Consider the following 19725-nt stretch of genomic DNA (forward strand, 5'->3'; position numbering starts at 1 on the left):
TAAAGACGTTAAACATAGAGAAAAATAATTGCCGATCTTGTTCAGATTGAAAGATGCCACCGAAATAGTCCCGATCTGTGTTTAAAATTAAATCGAAGAATGTTGCCTGCTTGGGAACTACTCCCTTTCTTTGGCAATATGCAAAATATGCGCTGACATCTTCAAATAAAATCCACCACTCCTGTGGACTTCCAATCTGAACGCCACCTAATGAATGCTCTAGATCAAACATCGCATTGAGCAGATACTGAAAATTTTGCTGTGAACTTTGAAATTGAAATCTCGGATAATCTGTTGTTAGATTTAAATCGATCAGATGTAAATGGACGCTCCGAGCACGCTCTAATCTACGTTTAACTTTGACATATTGTTGATACCGACGTCGATCTTTTGCTGTGACCGAAGTTAAGCGCGATAAATCCATATTGTCGTGTAAATCACTGAGTTTTATTTCACACGCTATTGCATTTTTAGCAGTACGCTGCGCCGCTTGAAATCGGTTCTCACCTGTTGTTTTAGTTAGTGCCTGTATTGCGTCGATAATATGGGCTTGAAAACCTAAAGCATGAAGCTCATCCGTTGTTGTCTCTGTATCTTCTAAAATGTCATGTAATACAGCGACGATTTTAGCGTCGGGATGTTGCACATTTTGCATCACACGAAGTGGATGTTGAATATAGGCTTGTCCCGCTTTATCGACTTGTCCGAAATGGCGTTCAGTCGCCAAAGAAATCGCATTTTCTAAAGTTGAAATAAAGAATCTCCCCTTCGTGGTCTTTTTTATTTTTCTCCATCATATTAACCAATGAATACAGATATTTGTAACTCTAAGCGCTACTCGAACGACACAGATTGACTCGTAAAATACATATCTACCGTGAATTATCGTGAGGTAGATCTTTTGCAAATACTTCTATGCCATTCGCGCCAACATTTCCAAAGTAATTTTTTTCACCTCTTCTTTACTTTGCTGAATATGGCTGCGCATTTTCTCCAATGCCGCTGTCACATTATGTCCAAAGATCAATTGTAAAATTTGTTGATGCTCTGCATAAGTGGCTTCAATTCGATAATCTTTAGAAAAATCTAAACGTCGAATAATACGGATTTTTTCACTCACATCCCGATGCACCTTTGCCATTTCACTATTGCCTATTGCTTCAACCAATTGACAGTGAAATGCTTCATCTTGCATCGATAAAGTTTTTAAATCATGCAAATACTGCTCAGGCTGAATACACCACAGATTCACCAAGTCTTGTAAAGCCTGTTTGAGTTGTTCTGTTTCCATTTTGCAGAGCTGCTCAATGGCATAGCATTCAAGCAAAATCCGCAAATCATACAGTTCTTCATAAGCTTTAAAGTTCAGCGGCTTCACCTCCCAACCGCTACGAAAATGTACTCTTACATAGCCATCTTGCTGTAAACGGTATAAAGCCTGACGTACGGGTGTACGGCTCACTTCATACAACTCGGCAATTTCAGATTCGGTAAAACGTGCGCCCGGTTTGAGCTGGAAATCAAAAATATCGTTTTTTATTTTTTGGAAAACCAGCTCAGACAAGTTGTCTGAGCTTTTCCCAACAATGGTGGTTGTGGTCATGTTTATTCCATATAAACCAGCGGCTCACCGCTATGTACCGTTTGTCCTGCACGGCAGATAATCGCTTTCACGATACCATCATCATCGGCATAGACTGGAAGCTCCATTTTCATCGCTTCAATAATGGCTACAGTCTCACCTTTCTTCACAGACTGTCCCGCTTCGACAAAAATTTTCCAAATGTTGCCGGTCATCGATGCATTCAAGGCTGCATACTGGCTATAGTCGGTATCATCTTGCAGGATTTCCATTTCCGCAGGCGCATCAAACTCATCTTTCCAGCGTTCAACTTCAGTTGTAAATGCCTGCAGCTGCTGCGCTTTAAATTCGGCAATACTGTCCTTTTCTGTTTCTAAAAAGGCTTGATAGGCTGCAAAATCAAATTCAGTTTCTTCAATTTTGATTTCCGCCACACCATTGGCAAAGTCAGCACGGAATTGATCCAGTTCAGCTTCGGTTACTTCATAATATTTAATTTGATCAAAGAAGCGTAAGAACCATTGCTGATCGCCAAACTGTTTGTTCTTTTTAAACTTATTCCAAATAGGCAGTGTACGGCCAATCAATTGATAACCGCCTGGTGAGTCCATGCCATAGATACACATGTACATACCGCCAATACCCACTGTGCCTTCTGCAGTAAAAGTACGTGCAGGGTTATATTTCGAGCTGAGCAAACGATGACGCGGATCAATTGGCACTGCACAAGGTGCAGTTAAATACACATCGCCCAAACCTAAAATTAAGTAATTTGCATCGAAAATGATGTCTTTGACTTGCTCACGGCTGTCTAAGCCATTAATACGCTGAATGAAATCGACGTTATTTGGCAACCATGGCGCTTTGGCACAAACACTTTCTTGATAACGTTCTACAGCACCTAAAGTTGCCGAATCCTCAAATGCCATCGGCAAGTGAATAATACGGGATGGAATTTTAATTTGGCTCAAATCGCCCATCTCATTTTCGAGACCCAATAAGAACTGAATCAAATTCGCTTGGCTGAAACGCAATCCATCATATTTAATTTGCAGTGAACGTACACCTGGTGAAAGCTCTAAGATGCCATCAATATTCGCTTCACGAATCAGCTGCATCAGTCGATAAACACGTAAGCGCAATGCAAGGTCGAGAACGTTTTCGCCATATTCCAGCAAGATGTAACTGTCACCTGCCTGACGATATATAGCTTTCGGCGCATACGCATCTGCTTCACGCACTGCCAATATCCCTTCTGGCTTACATTCAAAAGTTGCCGCCTGTTTTGCTTCAGGTGCTTGAGCAAAGTTTTGGATATCGGCAATTTGTTGAACTTCCAAGGCATTGGCTTGTTCAACACTCATCGGATAGAAACTGATGCTGTCATCTGCTTTAAGCTGACCAATCTTCCAAAGTTCTGCTTTGGCAATGGTTACTGGGCAAACAAAGCCACCGAGGCTTGGGCCATCTTTAGCCAAAATCACAGGGAAATCACCGGTGAAGTTAATCGCCCCAATGGCATATTCACAATCATGCACATTGGATGGATGTAAACCTGCTTCACCGCCATTTTCACGTGCCCAGCTTGGTGTCGGACCTGTTAGGCGAATACCTAAACGGTTTGAATTAAAGTGCACATTCCATGTTGAAGCAAAGAATTCTTCAATATATTCAGGTTTAAAGAAATCGGGTGCACCATGCGGACCATACAGCACGCCAATTTTCCATTCTTTGCCATAGCTTGGAATACGCTCTGCTGCCAAAGCTTGTGGTGCTGCTGTAGCAATTTCCAATCCATCCAAAGGCAGGCTAGGGTTGACCATTTTAATCATGTCGCCTGCGCGCAGCACTCGCCCTGCATGACCGCCAAAATTACCCAATGCAAAGGTTGAACGACTGCCTAGATATTTAGGTACATTTAACCCATTGCGGATTGCAAGATATGTACGGCAACCCGATTCAACTTGTCCTAGTACCAAAGTTTGCCCAGCTTTGATGTTGATCGGCTGCCAAAAATCGACATTTACTCCATCTAGAGCCGCGCTGCATGGCGCACCTGCTAAGGCTACGATGCTGTTGGCATGAAATTTAAGACTTGGTCCTTGTAAGGTAAATTCAAAGCCTGCTGCCGATTTTGGATTACCCACAACTTGATTGGCCAACTGAAATGCATAATCATCCATTGGGCCTGATGGCGGTACACCAATATCCCAATAGCCCACACGCCCCGGATAATCCTGAATCGTACTTTGTGTACCTGGTTGCAGCACCTCAATCACATTTGGCACATATTTAAAATCATCCAGCAGGCGTGTCCAAATTTGCATATTTTCAAAGCGTGCATCAGACACTACGGTATGCGCATAGTCTAAGTTGGTGCTGATGCCATTCAAGCGGGTTTCAGCCAAGGCTGTTTTTAACTTGGCAATCGCACTGTCTCGGTCTGCAGCATGCACAATAATTTTGGCAATCATCGGGTCAAAATATTGTGAAATTTCAGTACCTGTAGACACCCAAGTATCCACACGAATATCTTCAGGGAAATACACATCCGTCAACACACCCGGACTTGGCTGGAAGTTTTTCACTGGATCTTCCGCATAAATTCGCACTTCAATGGCAGCACCATTGGGTTGAATATTGCTGAGTTTTTCCCAATCTAAAGCATCACCTGCCGCCACTTTCAGCATGCATTCAATCAGGTCTAAGCCCGTCACCATTTCAGTGACTGGGTGTTCAACCTGCAAACGGGTATTCACTTCAAGGAAATACACTTCATCACGGGCAGCATCATAGATAAACTCAACCGTACCTGCGCTGCGGTATTTCACCAATTGACCAAGCTCTACAGCAGCACGGTGCAATTTTTGACGGGTTGCTTCTGGTAAGTGCGGTGCAGGTGTTTCCTCAACGACTTTTTGGTTACGGCGCTGCAATGAACAATCGCGCTCCCCAAAGGCAACGACTTGACCTAAACCATCACCAAAAATTTGTACTTCTACGTGACGGGCTTTATCGACAAAACGTTCGAGGAAAACACCTGCATCCTTAAAGAATTGCTCGCCTAGACGCTTTACACTTTCATACGCATCTTTTAATGATTGTTCATCATCACAGCGGGTTAAACCAATTCCGCCACCACCTGCGGTGCTTTTCAGCATGATTGGATAGCCAATCTCTGCAGCAGATGCGAGTGCTTCATCCAAACTTGCCAATAAACCTGTGCCTGGTGTCATGGGTACATTGGCGGCCGCAGCCAATTCACGTGCACGATGCTTCAAACCAAACTCTAAAATTTGTTCAGCCGTTGGCCCCATAAAAGCAATGTTATTTTCCTCACATGCACGGGCAAAGTCGGCACTTTCAGATAAAAAACCATAACCGGGAAATATTGCTTCAGCGCCAGTTTGTTTGGCTGCTTGAATCAATTTTTCAATACTTAAATAAGTTTCTGCAGGTTTAACACCTTCAAGTGAAACCGCTACATCTGCATCTAACACATGCTGTGCATAACGGTCGGTCTCTGAATACACGGCAACAGATTTCACACCTAATTTTTTTAGAGTACGAATCGCACGAACAGCAATTTCACCACGGTTTGCAATTAAAACTGTTTTAAACATGATTATTTCCCCGATTTTTTTAATTTGATTTTGCTGTTGTTGCTTGCAGTGATTGGATATAAGCGCGCCAGCCGCCAAATTCACTGATATTTTTTGCACCGTTTAGGCCATAAGGTTCACAAATAAAGCCTTTCACCCAACGTCCATCGGCAAGCTCGACATTGCCCATACCTAGTGGTGTTGGAATTTCGGCGACAAATTCACCAAAGCGTGCTTTTGGAATATCCCAAAGCTCGACAATAATTTTTTGACCCGCTTCCTGACGCGCTAAACCTGGTTTCGGCGGTACTGTGCCCGGCAGTGCATAGAGGGCGTAATCGGCAGAAGTCGTTGTGGTTTCAACATGCACGGCTTGGCGTGTTGTCAGTTGGAAATTGAGTGGCATACCTGTGAGATGTGCGCCTACAACAGCAACACGAAAATGCTGTGCTGATGGTGCAGAAATGACTGAAGCTGCGTCAGGCAATGTTTTAGCTACTGCACCCAGCGGTAATTGCAGGTGGTTTTGCCATTTTTCTGCAAAGTCTGCTAGAGCCGTATCGTGCCAAGCCGGCGCAATGAATGTGATTCCAAAAGGCAGCCCGTCGGCACGAAAGCCTGTAGGTACAGCGATGGCACTGAGGTCAGCTAAATTAGTAAAGTTGGTATAGGTGCCAAAGTGGCTATTATTTTCAATTGGCGCTTCTGCCATTTCAGCCAGTGTGTGAATGGTTGGCGAACTTGGCACCACTAAAGCATCAAATTGCGCTAAGGTTTGCTGAATTTGGCGTGCCAAATCTTGCTTTAAATATTCGGCGTTATAAGCATCCACCGCAGTGTACTGCTGCCCTTTTTGAATAATTTCTAAAACTGTTGGATCAAAGTCATCTGCATGGCTGTCTAAAATTTCAGCTACGGCTGCCGTACGCTCTGCTACCCATGACCCTTGATACAGTTGTGCAGCCAATTTTGCAAAAGGACTGAAATCAATTTCAGTTAGTACTGCACCTAAGTTTTTTAATTCAGTTAGTGCTTGCTGAAATGCATCAGCAGATTGAGCATCGCCAAAAAATTCTAACTGTTTTGGAATGGCTAACTTTAATTGTGCGCTGAACTTTGCAGGCGCTGTTGCTGGGTTCACACGTGAATAGCTGTCGGTTACATCAAAACCTTCCATAACTTCTGCCACTGCAGTTGCATCAGCGACGGTTAAGGCAAAAATTGAAATACAATCTAAGCTCTTACAGGCAGGCAATAAGCCTGTATTTGAAAAGCGACCTTTGGTCGGCTTTAAACCGACAATATTATTGAAAGCTGCAGGGATTCGTCCTGAACCTGCAGTATCTGTACCGAGTGCAATCGGGACTAAACCACGTGCTACTACACTGCCTGAACCAGAGCTTGAACCACCGCTTACATAGTCAGGATTAACAGTATTCGGCACGGCACCAAATGGCGAACGCGTACCGACTAAACCAGTAGCGAATTGATCTAAATTGGTTTTACCTACAATGATGGCACCTGCTTGTTTTAAGCGCTGCACCACAGAGGCATCTTCAGTTTTAATGTCCGTAAATAATTTAAACGCAGCCGTCGATGCAAAGCCCACCACATCAATATTATCTTTCACTGCAATAGGCACACCAAATAAAGGTAAGGCCGTAGCATTTTCAATTTGTTTTAAAGCTTTAATCTGAGAAGTTAATTGCTCTATAGATGCAATGGAAATCCATGCTGGGTCTACGCGATCAAATTGCTCGACCAAGGCATATAAGTCTTCAAGTTGAATTGTGTTATTCGTGTAGGCCGCTTTCCATTCCGCTAAGGTCCAGCCTAAAGTTTTTATTGAGTTCATTGATGTGCTCATTCTTGTATCCAAGTTTGAATACTGTGTTGCACACATCATGCCAACTCTAATTATTATTTATTTTTCAATATCTTAATATATTTTATCAATCATTTGCCTATTTTATTTAGCCAGTACAAAAGGATAAATGTTCTATTAAGTTTCCAAGCTCCACTATTTTGGTGCATGACTTTTATAATCGTGTTTTCAATAGATTCTTTTCATTTAGATGCAGATATAAATACAGTGAACTTTCTATTTTCACTCTTTATAAGCTTTCAATTTAGATGTTTTGTATGACTTTGAACTTAGAATAAAAAGAACTGAGAAATATTTTGAATTTTATATATAGAAAAAGATACATCAATGATGGCTAAAGCAATATTGGGCTTTGAGATTGATCGGGTTGAATAGAAAAGTAGTAATAATAAAAGCTATTGATTCGCAAAATTTAGTTCAACAATCAAAACTAAAAAATGGTGCGCTCAGCGGGACTCGAACCCACGCCACAGGCTTCGGAGACCTGTACTCTATCCAGTTGAGCTATGAGCGCTTATTTTGGATTGCGCACATCATAACAAAAAAAACTGTAAGGTAAAGCAACTATATAGATGTTAGGTATTTTTCTGCTTAAGCTTTATACAACGTTCTATTTTTAAAATGCAGAATTCCATACGATTTACTTGGTTTATTTGCCCCGATATCGCACAATACTCATACTATTTATAGAGTGAATTATTTATGACTGATGCACTAACGTTAAAGCAGCTGTCAAAAACCTATAAAAATGGGTTTCAGGCGCTTAAAGGTATTGATTTAACAGTACCCGAAGGTGAATTTTATGCACTTTTAGGTCCCAATGGTGCAGGAAAATCTACCACGATTAGTATTATCAGTTCACTAACCCGTAAAACTTCAGGTACTGTCGAAATTTTTGGGCACAATTTAGATACCCATCCCTCGCATGCAAAGCAGTGTTTGGGCGTTGTACCTCAAGAATTTAACTTTGGTCAATTTGAAAAAACATTTGATATTTTGGTGACTCAAGCTGGTTATTACGGTATTTCTAAAAAGATAGCAGAGAAACGTGCAGAGGAATATTTAGAAAAGCTTGGCCTTTGGGAAAAACGTAGCACCCAAGCACGCATGCTATCGGGCGGTATGAAACGCCGTTTAATGATCGCTCGTGCCATGATGCATGAACCTAAACTGCTGATTTTAGATGAGCCGACTGCTGGTGTTGATATTGAACTACGCCGTTCGATGTGGGATTTCCTCACTGAAATGAACGAAAAAGGCACGTCCATTATTTTAACGACACACTATTTAGAAGAAGCTGAAATGTTGTGCCGTCGAATCGCAATTATTGATCGTGGTGTGATTAAAGAAGACACCAGCATGAAAGGTTTCCTCAGCCAGTTGAATGAAGAAACCTTTATTTTCGATCTAGCCGAACCCATTGAACCGATCCATATAGAAATTATTGGTGTCCGTTTCAACTTAGTAGATCCTGTCACCTTAGAAGTCACTATGGATAAAGGCCATACCTTGAATGATTTATTCCAACTCATGGAATCTCAAGGTATTCAGGTTCGAAGTATGCGTAATAAATCTAACCGACTAGAAGAACTGTTTGTCCGTATGGTCGAAAAAAATCTTGAAGGTGCAGCACAATGAATTTTAACCAACTGTGTATTGCCCTCTACACCTTAGTGTATAAAGAAATTCGCCGTTTCATGCGTATTTGGCCGCAAACCCTTCTCCCACCGGCAATCACCATGAGTTTGTACTTTGTGATTTTCGGTAATTTAGTCGGTTCACGCATTGGGCAAATGGGTGGTTTTAGCTATATGCAGTTCATCGTGCCCGGCTTAATTATGATGGCGGTCATTACCAACAGCTATGCCAATGTGTCATCCAGTTTCTTTAGTGCAAAATTTCAAAAAAGCATCGAAGAATTAATCATGAGTCCAGTGCCGTTACACATGGTGCTTTGGGGTTATGTGATCGGTGGTGTTTGCCGTGGTGTTTTAGTCGGCTTTATTGTCACTGCGATGAGCCTATTTTTTACTGAATTACACCTGACCAATATCTTCGTAACTATATATACAGTTCTCATTACTTCGCTGCTGTTTTCTCTTGGCGGATTTATTAATGCTGTTTATGCAAAGTCTTTTGACGACATTTCGATTATCCCGACTTTCGTCCTGACTCCGCTGACTTATTTAGGCGGTGTTTTCTATGCCATCTCATCACTGAGTCCTTTTTGGCAAAATCTCTCTTTAATCAACCCTGTCGTGTATATGGTCAATGCATTCCGCTACGGTATTTTAGGTCATAGCGATGTGAATGTCGGCATTTCATTGACAGTTATTACTGCATGTTGCGTTGTACTTTATGGCGTGGCGTATCATTTACTTTCTCGTGGTTCAGGAATGCGTGAATAATGAGTGTAGAACAATCCCTTTTAGGCAAAGACACCAATTACCCAACAGAATATCAACCTGCTATTCTGTTTCCGATTGCACGTGCCACTGCACGTGAACAATATGCCCATGTGGAAGGCATCCGCCAAGGTACAGACTGGTGGCATGTTTTTGAAATTTCTTGGTTAAATGCTTCTGGTGTGCCTCAAGTCGCTATTGGCCGTTTAACTTTGCCTGCAAGTTCAGACAACCTCATCGAATCGAAATCTTTAAAGCTCTACTTTAATAGTATGAACTTTACCAAATTTGATTCTCAGGCAGCGTTTAAAGCAACCGTTGAAAAAGACTTATCTGCTGCAGCCAATGCCGCTGTGACTATTGATCTATTTCATGTTGATGAAGTTGAAATTTCAAAACCGCAAGGCATCTGTATTGATGACTTAGAACCCACCCAGTTAGAAAATCATCCAAATGCAGCTTTACTCTCTTTAGATGAAGATGCAGCGCAAGAAGAAGTTGAAATTCAACTTTATTCACATTTATTAAGAAGTAACTGTCCAGTCACGGGTCAACCTGATTGGGGAACGGTATTTATACGGTATAAAGGTACTAAGCCTTGTTATCGTAGTATTCTGGCTTATATTATTTCTTACCGTCAGCATAATGGTTTCCACGAACAATGTGTGGAGCAAATGTTTGCCGATATTTGGCAACATTTAAAACCAAGTCAGCTGATGGTATATGCTGCCTATACACGCCGTGGTGGATTGGATATCAACCCTTGTCGTGTATCGGATTTAACATGGATGCCTCGCCCCATTCGATTGGCGCGACAATAAAAAAATTGAGGTTAGTGATGCCATTTTTTGGTTTTATTCCTTCTGAGGAACTTCTAAGCAGTATCCAAAATGGTCACGCGAAAAAAAATTCGAGTGAACCCCTTTATCCTTTACGTGATAAAACAGCTTTGCTGATTAATGAAGAAATCATTGGTGCAACTATATTAGCTCCTGTTCATCTGTTTCCTGCAAGCGATAAGCGCGACACAGCAGAAAAACTGGCTGGCTATGTCAAATCAACAGTCGCTGTATTGTTAAAGCAGCTATTGGGTAAATCTCCGAATGATGTGGTGAAACAATCCATTGAATTTTCAGAACGAAGTTTATTTCAAGACGCGACTGGCACTTATCGTGTAGGTCTGAGCTTAGATGCAGGATTGGTCACTAACCTTAAGAACAGTTATGCCGAAATTAAATCGGGTGTAGATATCAATAAAGCTGCTTTTGGTGAACTGTATAAACAGTTTGCTGAAGCTGCAGTGCGTCATTTTATGAATGACTTTAATAAAACACTCGATTTAGGCATGATTAAGCGTAAAGCAGCCGATATCGGTTCTTCTGCTGTGATTAAAGCTATTCATATTGCAATTGATAAGATTTTCCCAAATCTGACCAAAGAAGAGCTAGGTGCCCTTGCAGAAGCACATGATTCGATGTTTAACAAATAAATCGCACTACTCGTCAAAACCTAGCTTCAGCTAGGTTTTTTTATGGCTAAACGCATAAAATCGAATCCCGATACAATGACTATATAGTCATGCAAACACAGTTCTAGAATTGAACAGATTTTTATTAAAAGAAAGACAGTACATTGATATCCACAATTTTTAAAAATCTACAAAGAACAGGAAGAACCTGAATATAGATCATATTTTAATGTGAGCCGTCATTTTGGCTTAAATTTCAATGCGTCCATTTTAATATTCAATCTCTTTCTTTTTTATCATTCAGTCTATATTTCTACTATATAGCGACGTTTTCAACAGCATTGAAGCGCTGGCGAACAAAAACTATGTAATGAATAAAACACTGCTTGCATATGGGTGTTTTAGACCGATACCTTTTTAATCCTATCCCTTTATTTTTAGATATAACATTGCAACTTTTGTAGCTTCTAAACAGTATTTCGCAACGCGATAAAGTTTACTCGTTCTGCGTTTTTATGACGCATGAGTTTTAGAGTCATCTTTATTTCAAATGATTTGTGAATATTTGAAAGTTATGTAAATGAATATGTCACTTTTCAATATGTTAACTGCGAAAAAACCCTTTGCTTTGTCTTTTTTTGTATATCTATTTATGAAAGCATGCGCTGTCAGTGGTATCTTAGTTGCTATTGGTAACGTTTACCTTTAATGAGCTATGAAACCAGAAGGTCATCACAATTTTCAGGATCTTTTCCCCTCGAAATTTTGTTCATACTCATCGCTAAAGCAACTGGAAATTTTTTATTTATGCTAAATCGAAATTTTTATAAAAAACTATCACATATTGCCATTATGGCCGGTTCAATTTCACTGACTAGTTTCTGTCAAGCCAACGACTTTCAGTCTCATCCAGCCTATGCAGCTTTTAAACAAAATACCATGCAAACCTATGGTTTAAGTGAGAGTCAAATTGATTGGGCAATGCAAGGTAGTAAAAACCTACCCAATATTATTAGCATTATGAATCGACCCGGCGAATCAAAGCCTTGGTATCAATATAAAACCAATTTTTTAGCTGAAAGTACAATTCAACGCGGTGTTCGCTTCAAAAATCAATATGCCGACACTTTAAATCGTGCAGAACAACAATTTGGTGTGCCTCAATCCGTGATTTTAGGCATTTTGGGTGTTGAAACAGGCTATGGCAGCAATAAAGGTAATTTTATTACCCGTGATGCTTTGGCGACCCTTGGTTTTGGCTATGAACGCCGTGCGCAATATTTCCAAGATGAACTTGCTGCACTGATTGCTTGGTCATATAAAGATGGTGTTCCAACCAACTCTGTCGTCGGTTCATATGCAGGTGCTGTGGGTTATCCTCAATTTATGCCAAGTAACATTCCAAAATTTGGTGTGGACTACGATGGCAATGGTCATGTTGACCTGCGTAATTCAGCTGTCGATGCCATTGGTTCAATTGCAAATTATTTAGCAAATTATGGTTGGCAGCGTAATCAACCAATTGCTTTTGCTGCTCGGTACAGTGGAAACAACCCAGATGCTATTATTGCAAAGGATTTAAACCAGCCAACACCATATGGTGTACTCAAGGCTCAAGGTGTAACCCCTATGAATCCATTAGTAAAAATCGATGATCTCGATTTGGTCAATGTCATCCAATTGCAAGATAGTTATGGACCAATTTATTACATCACTTATCCAAATTTTCAGGTCATTACAACCTATAACAAAAGCCGTATGTATGCGACTGCGCTATGGCTTTTAGGCACTGAAGTTACCAGTCGATAAGACTGGTTATTTCCTATATAGCAAAAAAGTCAACAAATATTTTCATTAAAATGAGCATTTAATCGTCATTTTACACACCTTGTTACATTATTGATTATTTTTTAACCAACTATTGTTAATTTTTTAGACATTTTCAAAGTATTTTAATTAAACACTAGACAGCCTATTGATGGCATGAATATTATCCATCTCGTTAAATGTAGTTGCAAAAGTGAAATATCAGACGTGTTTACATGGATATCAGCGACTTAGTTGAACCAGTAAATATGCCATTGGGAGATAAACAATGCAGTCATCAATTATTAAATATGCCTTAGCGCTTGCCACGGCAGTTGCGCTAAGTCAGTCACAAGCTGAGATGGTTCAGTCATCATCATTCAATCATGATAATGACAACTCGCGTCTTGCAGCTCGTGTATTGAATAAAGAAGCTCAAAGCTTCAATTCAAACTTTACGAATTTAAGTAGCCTTTCAATCACTGAGCGTTCTGGCGATAAAATTCGTCGTCAAACAATCGCTGCTAAAATCGAAATTCCTGAAGATGAGCCTTCAGTGATTGAAAAGTTAAATACTGTTGCATCGAATACTGTTCGTAAGTTCACTCAAACAGGTACTGCTTCTTGGTACGGTCGTCAATTCCACGGTCGTAAAACAGCAAGCGGTGAAACGTTTGACATGAACGCACTTACAGCAGCACATCGTAGCCTGCCACTTAATTGCTTTATTCGTGTTACGAATCGCAATAATGGTAAAAGCGTCGTGGTGAAAGTAAATGACCGTGGTCCATTCCATGGTAACCGTGTTCTTGATTTATCTTATGGTGCTGCTAAGCAATTGGGTATTACCAGTGCGGGTACTGCAAATGTGAGCATTGAACGCGTAGACGGTCCAAATTCTTAATTCTCCAATGAAGTGACTGCATTTAACAGACCACGCCTAGCGTGGTTTTTTATTTGTAGCCTCTTAGCCTTTCAAATCATCAGTAATCCTGATTTTGACCCTTCCCGCATTCTTGTTTATATTGAAGTCCTTCCCCATGATTAAGGACTATCATGAAAACAATCAACGAATGGTTTGATGAATACAGCGAAAGTCATCAAAATAAAACCAATAAAATGGATTCACTGGATTTGCGTACCCACGATTTATTTTTCAATCGTTGGCATATTGGCGCATTTTAGCGCGCTACTTACTGCTGTCTTACTTGCTTTAGCATTTATCTTTTACGCACGTTTAGACATTGTCCTTGCTGTTGCAATGGCCGCGTTAACATTAATCATGGCATGGCTAATTTGGGTGTTACCAGTTGGATATGGCTTTTATATCGCGCTCTTTATATTCGCATGGATTGGTCAATTTTATGGCCATAAAATTGAAGGTAAAAAGCCCTCTTTTTTCAAAGATCTCCAATTCCTCCTCATTGGCCCTATTTGGTGTTTAGATACATTTGCAGGAAAAGTACTTGGTAATTGGAAAACACGCTATAAATCGCAAATAAAGAGCATTTAGAGCACGATTAATTTCATAGATCTCTTTTTCACTTTTTCCACATCGGTTTTCTTCATATTCGATGCTTAAAACCCTATTGTTTATAGGTGTATTTATCTCTGGTATTTCCAATCATTTTTTCTATTTATACGACCAAAAAGCCAGTGTTTAAACACTGGCTTTTACTCAATATGGTTAATCCAATTTTATGTTGATAGCTTCATCTGAATCATGATCATTTAAATGACTAAAGTTAAAAATGACTACGTGATTTTTATTGATAGGTTTTACCTTGATGCTTTAACCAACCATCCTGATGACGTCCATTCGGATCGTGATGTGTCCAATGCATCACACCACCCTTATCTGAATATTCGTATTCACCGTAAAATTGAACTGTATCGCCTTTTTGCAAGTCGTCAATTCGTGGAGCAAGATCGATATTATGCGCGACCAAAAGCGTTTGACCATTATTTAAGGTCAAAATGAACTTTTGATGGCGACTACCTTCATTATCATCTCGTAGTACCGCTTTCACTTGACCTGCACCTTCAACCTGAACATTACTGAGTTTACTTTTAAATGCATGCGCAATGATATCTTCAGCACTCTGCCCTTTTTGTTGAGCATCTGCGGGTTGTACTGGTTCTATTTGTGGCTGTGAGTTTTGTTCAGCTGTCGTCTGAACTGGTGCAGTTTTTTGTTGTTGTAAATCGATTCCGAAATAAGCTGCTACAAGCGCAACAATAATTCCGCCGATGGTTAAGTTTGTTTTGTTTGCCATAAGATAGTTTAAATCTAAATTTTCAACTCATTATAGTCATTAAAATTGATAAAAATAGAATCTGTGAACAAGAATGCACACAATATAAAGTTTAAATAGCTTTGAAATCAGTAAAGCTACAGCCATAAAAAAAGCCCTCTAAAACGAGGGCTTTTTTCTACAAATAATCAGAGATTATTTTGCAGCAGCTTGAGCAGCAGCAACTTCTTCAGCGAAAGAAAGTTCAGCTTTTTTCTCAATACCTTCACCAACTTCGAAACGTACGAAGTTAGCAACAGTAGTACCAGTTGCTTTAAGAACTTCTGCAACTTTCTTATCGTTGTCGATAACGTACATTTGGTTCTCAAGAACAACTTCGTTCAAGTATTTCTGAACTGAACCAGTTACCATTTTTTCAACGATGTTTGCTGGTTTACCAGATTCAATTGCTTTCGCTTCAGCAATTTCTTTTTCTTTAGCGATAAGTTCAGCAGAAACGCCAGCTTCGTTTACAGCAACTGGGTTGAATGCAGCGATGTGCATAGCCAAACCTTTACCAGTTTCAGCATCACCAGCGTATGCAACTACAACACCGATTTTTAAACCGTGTTTGTAAACTGCAAGGTTGTCGCCTTCAACGATTTGAGCACGACGTACTTGGATGTTTTCACCGATTTTTTGAACAAGCGCGATACGAGCTTCTTCAACAGTAGCACCATCTTCAAGTTTCAATTCAGCAATTTGAGCAACGTCAGTTACACCAGCAGCAAGCGCAGCAGCAGCAACTTTAGCAGAGAAACCAGCAAAGTTTTCGTCTTTAGCAACGAAGTCAGTTTGACAGTTAACTTCTACAAGGATTGCTTTGTTGCCTTCTTGAGCGATAGTGATCGCGCCGTCAGCAGCAATGTTACCCGCTTTTTTAGCAGCTTTAGCTTGACCAGATTTACGAAGGTTGTCGATCGCTAATTCGATGTCACCGCCCGCTTCTGTTAATGCTTTTTTACATTCCATCATTGCAAGACCAGTACGATCGCGCAATTCTTTAACCATGCTTGCTGTAACTGCAGTCATGTTAATCTCCTAAATACGGTAGAAAATGAATTCTTTTTAGAACAGAAACGGCCCAGAGCTGTCTCTTGGGCCGTCTGCATACATGACGCTTACTTTGCCACCATCACGTGTCGCAAAAATGACAAGCTTACGTCAAACGCATTAAGCCTCAGAAGCAGGAGCTTCTTCGCCTTTAGCTTGTGCATTTGCTTGTGATTGAGCATATTCTTTACCAGCAAGAATCGCATCAGCCATAGCAGAAGCGTAAAGAGTAACTGCACGGATCGCATCGTCGTTACCAGGGATAACGTAGTCTACGTTGTCTGGGTTAGAGTTTGTATCAACGATACCGATAACAGGAATACCAAGGTTTTTAGCTTCTTTAATTGCAATTGCTTCGTGATCAACATCGATTACGAATAATGCGTCAGGTAAACCACCCATGTTTTTAACGCCGCCAAGAGCGCGTTCAAGTTTTTCCATCTCACGAGTACGTTCTAAAGCTTCACGTTTAGTAAGTTTAGCGAAAGTACCGTCAGTAGATTGAGTTTGAAGGTCTTTTAGACGGTTGATTGACTGGCGAAGAGTTTTCCAGTTAGTCAACATACCACCCAACCAGCGGTGATCAACATATGGTTGACCTGCACGTTGAGCTTGTTCACGAATGATTGCAGAAGCTGCACGTTTTGTACCAACGAACAAAACTTTGTTCTTTTTGCTAGCCAAGTTGTTAGCAAAGTTCAAAGCATCATTTAACGCAGGAACAGTGTGCTCAAGGTTGATGATGTGAATTTTGTTGCGCGCGCCGAAGATGTATTCGCGCATTTTTGGATTCCAAAAACGTGTTTGGTGACCGAAGTGTGCGCCTGCTTGAAGAAGGTCGCGCATGCTTACGTTGTAATCTGCCATTTTCTTTACCTTAAAGTTTGGGTTAGGCCTCCATATACCCGCATTCTCCACCTAAAAAGGCACCCAGAGAAATGTGTCGATATATGTGCGGATTTTATTGCCCCATCGCACAAAGCTCGTGAAAGATATTCACGAAAAAGCATTTGATAAAATGGGCGGCTATTTATACCATAGTCACATACAAATTTCCAAAAGTTTTTAGAGATCATGAACAGTACTTACGAAGCTCCACGTCGATTAATTAAAACGCCTGACGAAATTGAAAAAATGCGCGTCGCGGGTCGACTGGCGGCAGAAGTTTTGGATATGATCAAACCGCATATTGTTCCAGGTGTGACTACCCTCGAACTTGATACGATTTGTCATGACTATATTGTCAACAAACAAGAAGCTATTCCTGCATGTCTAGGTTATGGCGCTGCGCCGGGTCGTCCAGCATTTCAGCACGTGATCTGTACTTCAGTGAACCATGTGGTGTGTCACGGTATTCCATCTGAAAGCAAAAAGTTAAAAAAAGGTGACATTTTAAACATCGATGTCACTGTGATTAAAGATGGTTACCACGGTGATACCAACATGATGTACATCGTGGGTGGTGAAACCACTATTTTAGCGAACCGTTTATGTAAAGTTGCTCAAGAAGCCATGTACCGTGGTATGGCGGTAGTAAAACCGGGCGCAACCATGGGTGATATTGGTAATGCCATTCAACAATATGTTGAATCAGAACGTTTTGGCGTTGTACGTGAATATTGTGGTCATGGTATTGGTACTGTTTTCCATGACGAACCACAAGTTTTACACTACGGTCAACCCAATACAGGCATGATCTTAGAAGAAGGCATGACCTTTACCATCGAACCAATGGTGAACGGTGGCGACTGGAAAACCAAACTTCTTGGTGATAAATGGACTGTCGTTACTAAAGATCATAGCTTGTCTGCACAGTACGAACACACGCTACTTGTAACAAAAAATGGTGTAGAAGTGCTAACTGCTCGCCCCGAAGAAGATCTATCGCGTTTTGTTCAATAAGCAAAGTATTTGAAGCACAAAATTTTATTAAAAATGGTCACAGATATTGTGGCCTTTTTTATGCCTTTTTTTTATCCGTGACTTTAAGAATTTGCCATAAAATTTGATTAAAAATTTAAGTAACTCAATGTAAATTTTCTCAATTATATGGTTAGGATAGAATATCACACTTTTTTGCACATTGTTGATTTTGCCACTCCCCATTACTGTGCATTTAAGCTAAGATAGTGTGCTTTTTATTTTTTAATCCCTATAAGAAGGAATACTGCCGTGGACGTACGTCTGTCTGATCGTGTAAATAGCATCAAACCGTCCCCTACACTTGCTGTTACTAACAAAGCTGCTGAATTGAAAGCTGCTGGTAAAAACGTAATTGGTTTAGGCGCAGGTGAACCGGATTTCGATACCCCACAACACATCAAAGATGCTGCAATTGCTGCTATCAACAATGGCTTCACTAAATATACAGCTGTTGACGGTACTCCAGGTCTTAAAAAAGCAATTATTGCTAAATTAAAACGCGACAATAACCTTGATTACGCTGCAAACCAAATCTTGGTTTCTTGTGGTGGTAAACAATCTTTCTTTAACTTGGCACTTGCTTTGTTAAACAAAGGTGACGAAGTAATTATCCCTGCTCCTTACTGGGTAAGCTACCCAGACATGGTGATCATTGCTGAAGGTACTCCTGTAATCGTGAAATGTGGTGAAGACCAACGTTTCAAAATTACGCCTGCTCAATTAGAAGCTGCAATCACTGACAAAACTCGTTTAGTGGTTCTAAACAGCCCTTCTAACCCAACAGGTATGATCTACACTAAAGAAGAATTACTTGCTTTAGCTGACGTTCTACGTAAATACCCTGAAGTTTTAGTTGCTTCTGATGATATGTACGAACCAATCCGTTGGGACGACGAATTCTACAACATCGCAACAGTTGCACCAGACCTTTACGATCGCGTAATCGTTCTTAACGGTGTATCTAAAGCTTATGCAATGACTGGCTGGCGTATTGGCTACGCAGCGGGCCCTGCTAAACTTATTGGTGCGATGAAAAAAATCCAATCTCAATCAACTTCAAATCCAACTTCTATTTCACAAGTTGCTGCTGAAGCTGCATTGAATGGTCCTCAAGACGTTCTTGAGCCAATGATTGAAGCATTCAAACGCCGTCACGACCTAGTTGTGAAAGGCTTGAACGACATCAACGGTATCACTTGCCTTCCTGCTGATGGTGCATTCTATGCATACGCAAACATCCGTCCATTGATTCGTGCAAAAGGTTTAAAATCTTGCACAGAATTCTCTGCATGGTTATTGGAAGAAACTGGTGTTGCCGTAGTTCCTGGCGATGCGTTCGGTCTTGGTGGCTACATGCGTATTTCTTATGCAACTGCAGACGAAGTACTTGTAGATGCGCTTGCACGTATTAAGAAAGCTGCTGATTCAATCGAAGGCGTAGATGCTGCGATTGCTTCAATTGCTGCTGAAAAATAATTTGATCTAAAGATCGAATCAAAAAAACCCGCGATATTCGCGGGTTTTTTTATATCTGAGCCATTTTATAATATTTGCTATGTTTCCATTTAAGGATAATAAGAAGAGGTGGATCAGGAAATTTGAACAACACTTATAAGTGATATTTTGCTCCCCAAATGATGTTATAAACATCAATATATGGAGTATTTTATGGCACGTAGACCAAGAAGAAATCATTCAAACGACTTT

The 19725-nt window shown here is 40.5% G+C and carries 14 protein-coding genes, 1 tRNA gene and 2 pseudogenes; 9 read left to right on the plus strand and 8 right to left on the minus strand.

The window, feature by feature from the left end:
• Positions 1-352: 352 nt before the first annotated feature.
• The 5 genes and pseudogenes from FTT77_RS17480 to FTT77_RS12560 form a co-directional block, all read right to left on the minus strand.
• Positions 353-754: pseudogene (locus tag FTT77_RS17480) on the minus strand (guanosine-3',5'-bis(diphosphate) 3'-pyrophosphohydrolase); the annotation flags it as partial.
• 159 nt (positions 755-913) lie between these two features.
• Complete coding sequence (locus tag FTT77_RS12545) at positions 914-1603, minus strand: GntR family transcriptional regulator (protein ID WP_180007654.1); 690 nt, start codon at positions 1601-1603, stop codon at positions 914-916.
• A 2-nt stretch (positions 1604-1605) separates the two neighbouring features.
• Positions 1606-5205 (minus strand): urea carboxylase, encoded by a 3600-nt coding sequence (uca, locus tag FTT77_RS12550; protein ID WP_180026404.1) that lies wholly within the window; start codon positions 5203-5205, stop codon positions 1606-1608.
• 19 nt (positions 5206-5224) lie between these two features.
• Entirely contained in the window at positions 5225-7039 is a 1815-nt protein-coding gene (atzF, locus tag FTT77_RS12555; protein WP_180007652.1) for an allophanate hydrolase, read from the minus strand.
• Between the two features lie 468 nt (positions 7040-7507).
• Positions 7508-7583, minus strand: a tRNA-Arg gene (locus FTT77_RS12560).
• 188 nt (positions 7584-7771) lie between these two features.
• On the opposite strand from FTT77_RS12560, the gene FTT77_RS12565 reads away from it, so the two are divergent.
• From FTT77_RS12565 to FTT77_RS12595, 7 genes and pseudogenes are all read left to right on the plus strand, one after another.
• On the plus strand, positions 7772-8707 hold the full coding sequence (locus FTT77_RS12565) for an ABC transporter ATP-binding protein (RefSeq protein ID WP_168378014.1): 936 nt from the start codon (positions 7772-7774) through the stop codon (positions 8705-8707).
• Entirely contained in the window at positions 8704-9477 is a 774-nt protein-coding gene (locus tag FTT77_RS12570; RefSeq protein ID WP_078190306.1) for an ABC transporter permease, read from the plus strand. Before FTT77_RS12565 ends, FTT77_RS12570 begins: the two co-directional genes overlap by 4 nt.
• Entirely contained in the window at positions 9477-10295 is an 819-nt protein-coding gene (gene queF, locus FTT77_RS12575; protein WP_180007650.1) for an NADPH-dependent 7-cyano-7-deazaguanine reductase QueF, read from the plus strand. Before FTT77_RS12570 ends, queF begins: the two co-directional genes overlap by 1 nt.
• Before the next feature lie 17 nt (positions 10296-10312).
• On the plus strand, positions 10313-10963 hold the full coding sequence (locus FTT77_RS12580; RefSeq protein WP_180007649.1) for a hypothetical protein: 651 nt from the start codon (positions 10313-10315) through the stop codon (positions 10961-10963).
• A 786-nt stretch (positions 10964-11749) separates the two neighbouring features.
• Positions 11750-12751 carry a lytic murein transglycosylase B gene (mltB, locus tag FTT77_RS12585; RefSeq protein WP_180007648.1) on the plus strand — a complete coding sequence of 334 codons (1002 nt, stop codon included), beginning with the start codon at positions 11750-11752 and terminating at the stop codon, positions 12749-12751.
• A 286-nt stretch (positions 12752-13037) separates the two neighbouring features.
• Positions 13038-13652 (plus strand): septal ring lytic transglycosylase RlpA family protein, encoded by a 615-nt coding sequence (locus FTT77_RS12590; RefSeq protein WP_180007647.1) that lies wholly within the window; start codon positions 13038-13040, stop codon positions 13650-13652.
• Between the two features lie 152 nt (positions 13653-13804).
• Positions 13805-14261, plus strand: a pseudogene (locus FTT77_RS12595) (DUF962 domain-containing protein).
• A gap of 253 nt (positions 14262-14514) precedes the next feature.
• Here the strand turns inward: FTT77_RS12595 and FTT77_RS12600 are convergent.
• The 3 genes from FTT77_RS12600 to rpsB all read right to left on the minus strand — a co-directional run bounded on the left by FTT77_RS12600 (position 14515) and on the right by rpsB (position 16962).
• Entirely contained in the window at positions 14515-15024 is a 510-nt protein-coding gene (locus FTT77_RS12600; RefSeq protein WP_180109403.1) for a DUF3465 domain-containing protein, read from the minus strand.
• A gap of 174 nt (positions 15025-15198) precedes the next feature.
• Positions 15199-16074: a translation elongation factor Ts gene (tsf, locus tag FTT77_RS12605; protein WP_078190313.1), complete on the minus strand. Its 876-nt coding sequence runs from the start codon at positions 16072-16074 to the stop codon at positions 15199-15201.
• A gap of 141 nt (positions 16075-16215) precedes the next feature.
• Positions 16216-16962: a 30S ribosomal protein S2 gene (rpsB, locus tag FTT77_RS12610; protein WP_078190314.1), complete on the minus strand. Its 747-nt coding sequence runs from the start codon at positions 16960-16962 to the stop codon at positions 16216-16218.
• A gap of 207 nt (positions 16963-17169) precedes the next feature.
• On the opposite strand from rpsB, the gene map reads away from it, so the two are divergent.
• Both map and FTT77_RS12620 read left to right on the plus strand, forming a co-directional pair.
• Positions 17170-17997 carry a type I methionyl aminopeptidase gene (gene map / locus FTT77_RS12615; protein WP_078190315.1) on the plus strand — a complete coding sequence of 276 codons (828 nt, stop codon included), beginning with the start codon at positions 17170-17172 and terminating at the stop codon, positions 17995-17997.
• Between the two features lie 270 nt (positions 17998-18267).
• On the plus strand, positions 18268-19494 hold the full coding sequence (locus FTT77_RS12620; protein ID WP_111883988.1) for a pyridoxal phosphate-dependent aminotransferase: 1227 nt from the start codon (positions 18268-18270) through the stop codon (positions 19492-19494).
• The last annotated feature ends 231 nt before the right edge of the window (positions 19495-19725 follow it).

Source organism: Acinetobacter sp. YH01010, assembly GCF_013420775.1.
GTDB classification, from domain to species: Bacteria; Pseudomonadota; Gammaproteobacteria; order Pseudomonadales; family Moraxellaceae; genus Acinetobacter; species Acinetobacter amyesii.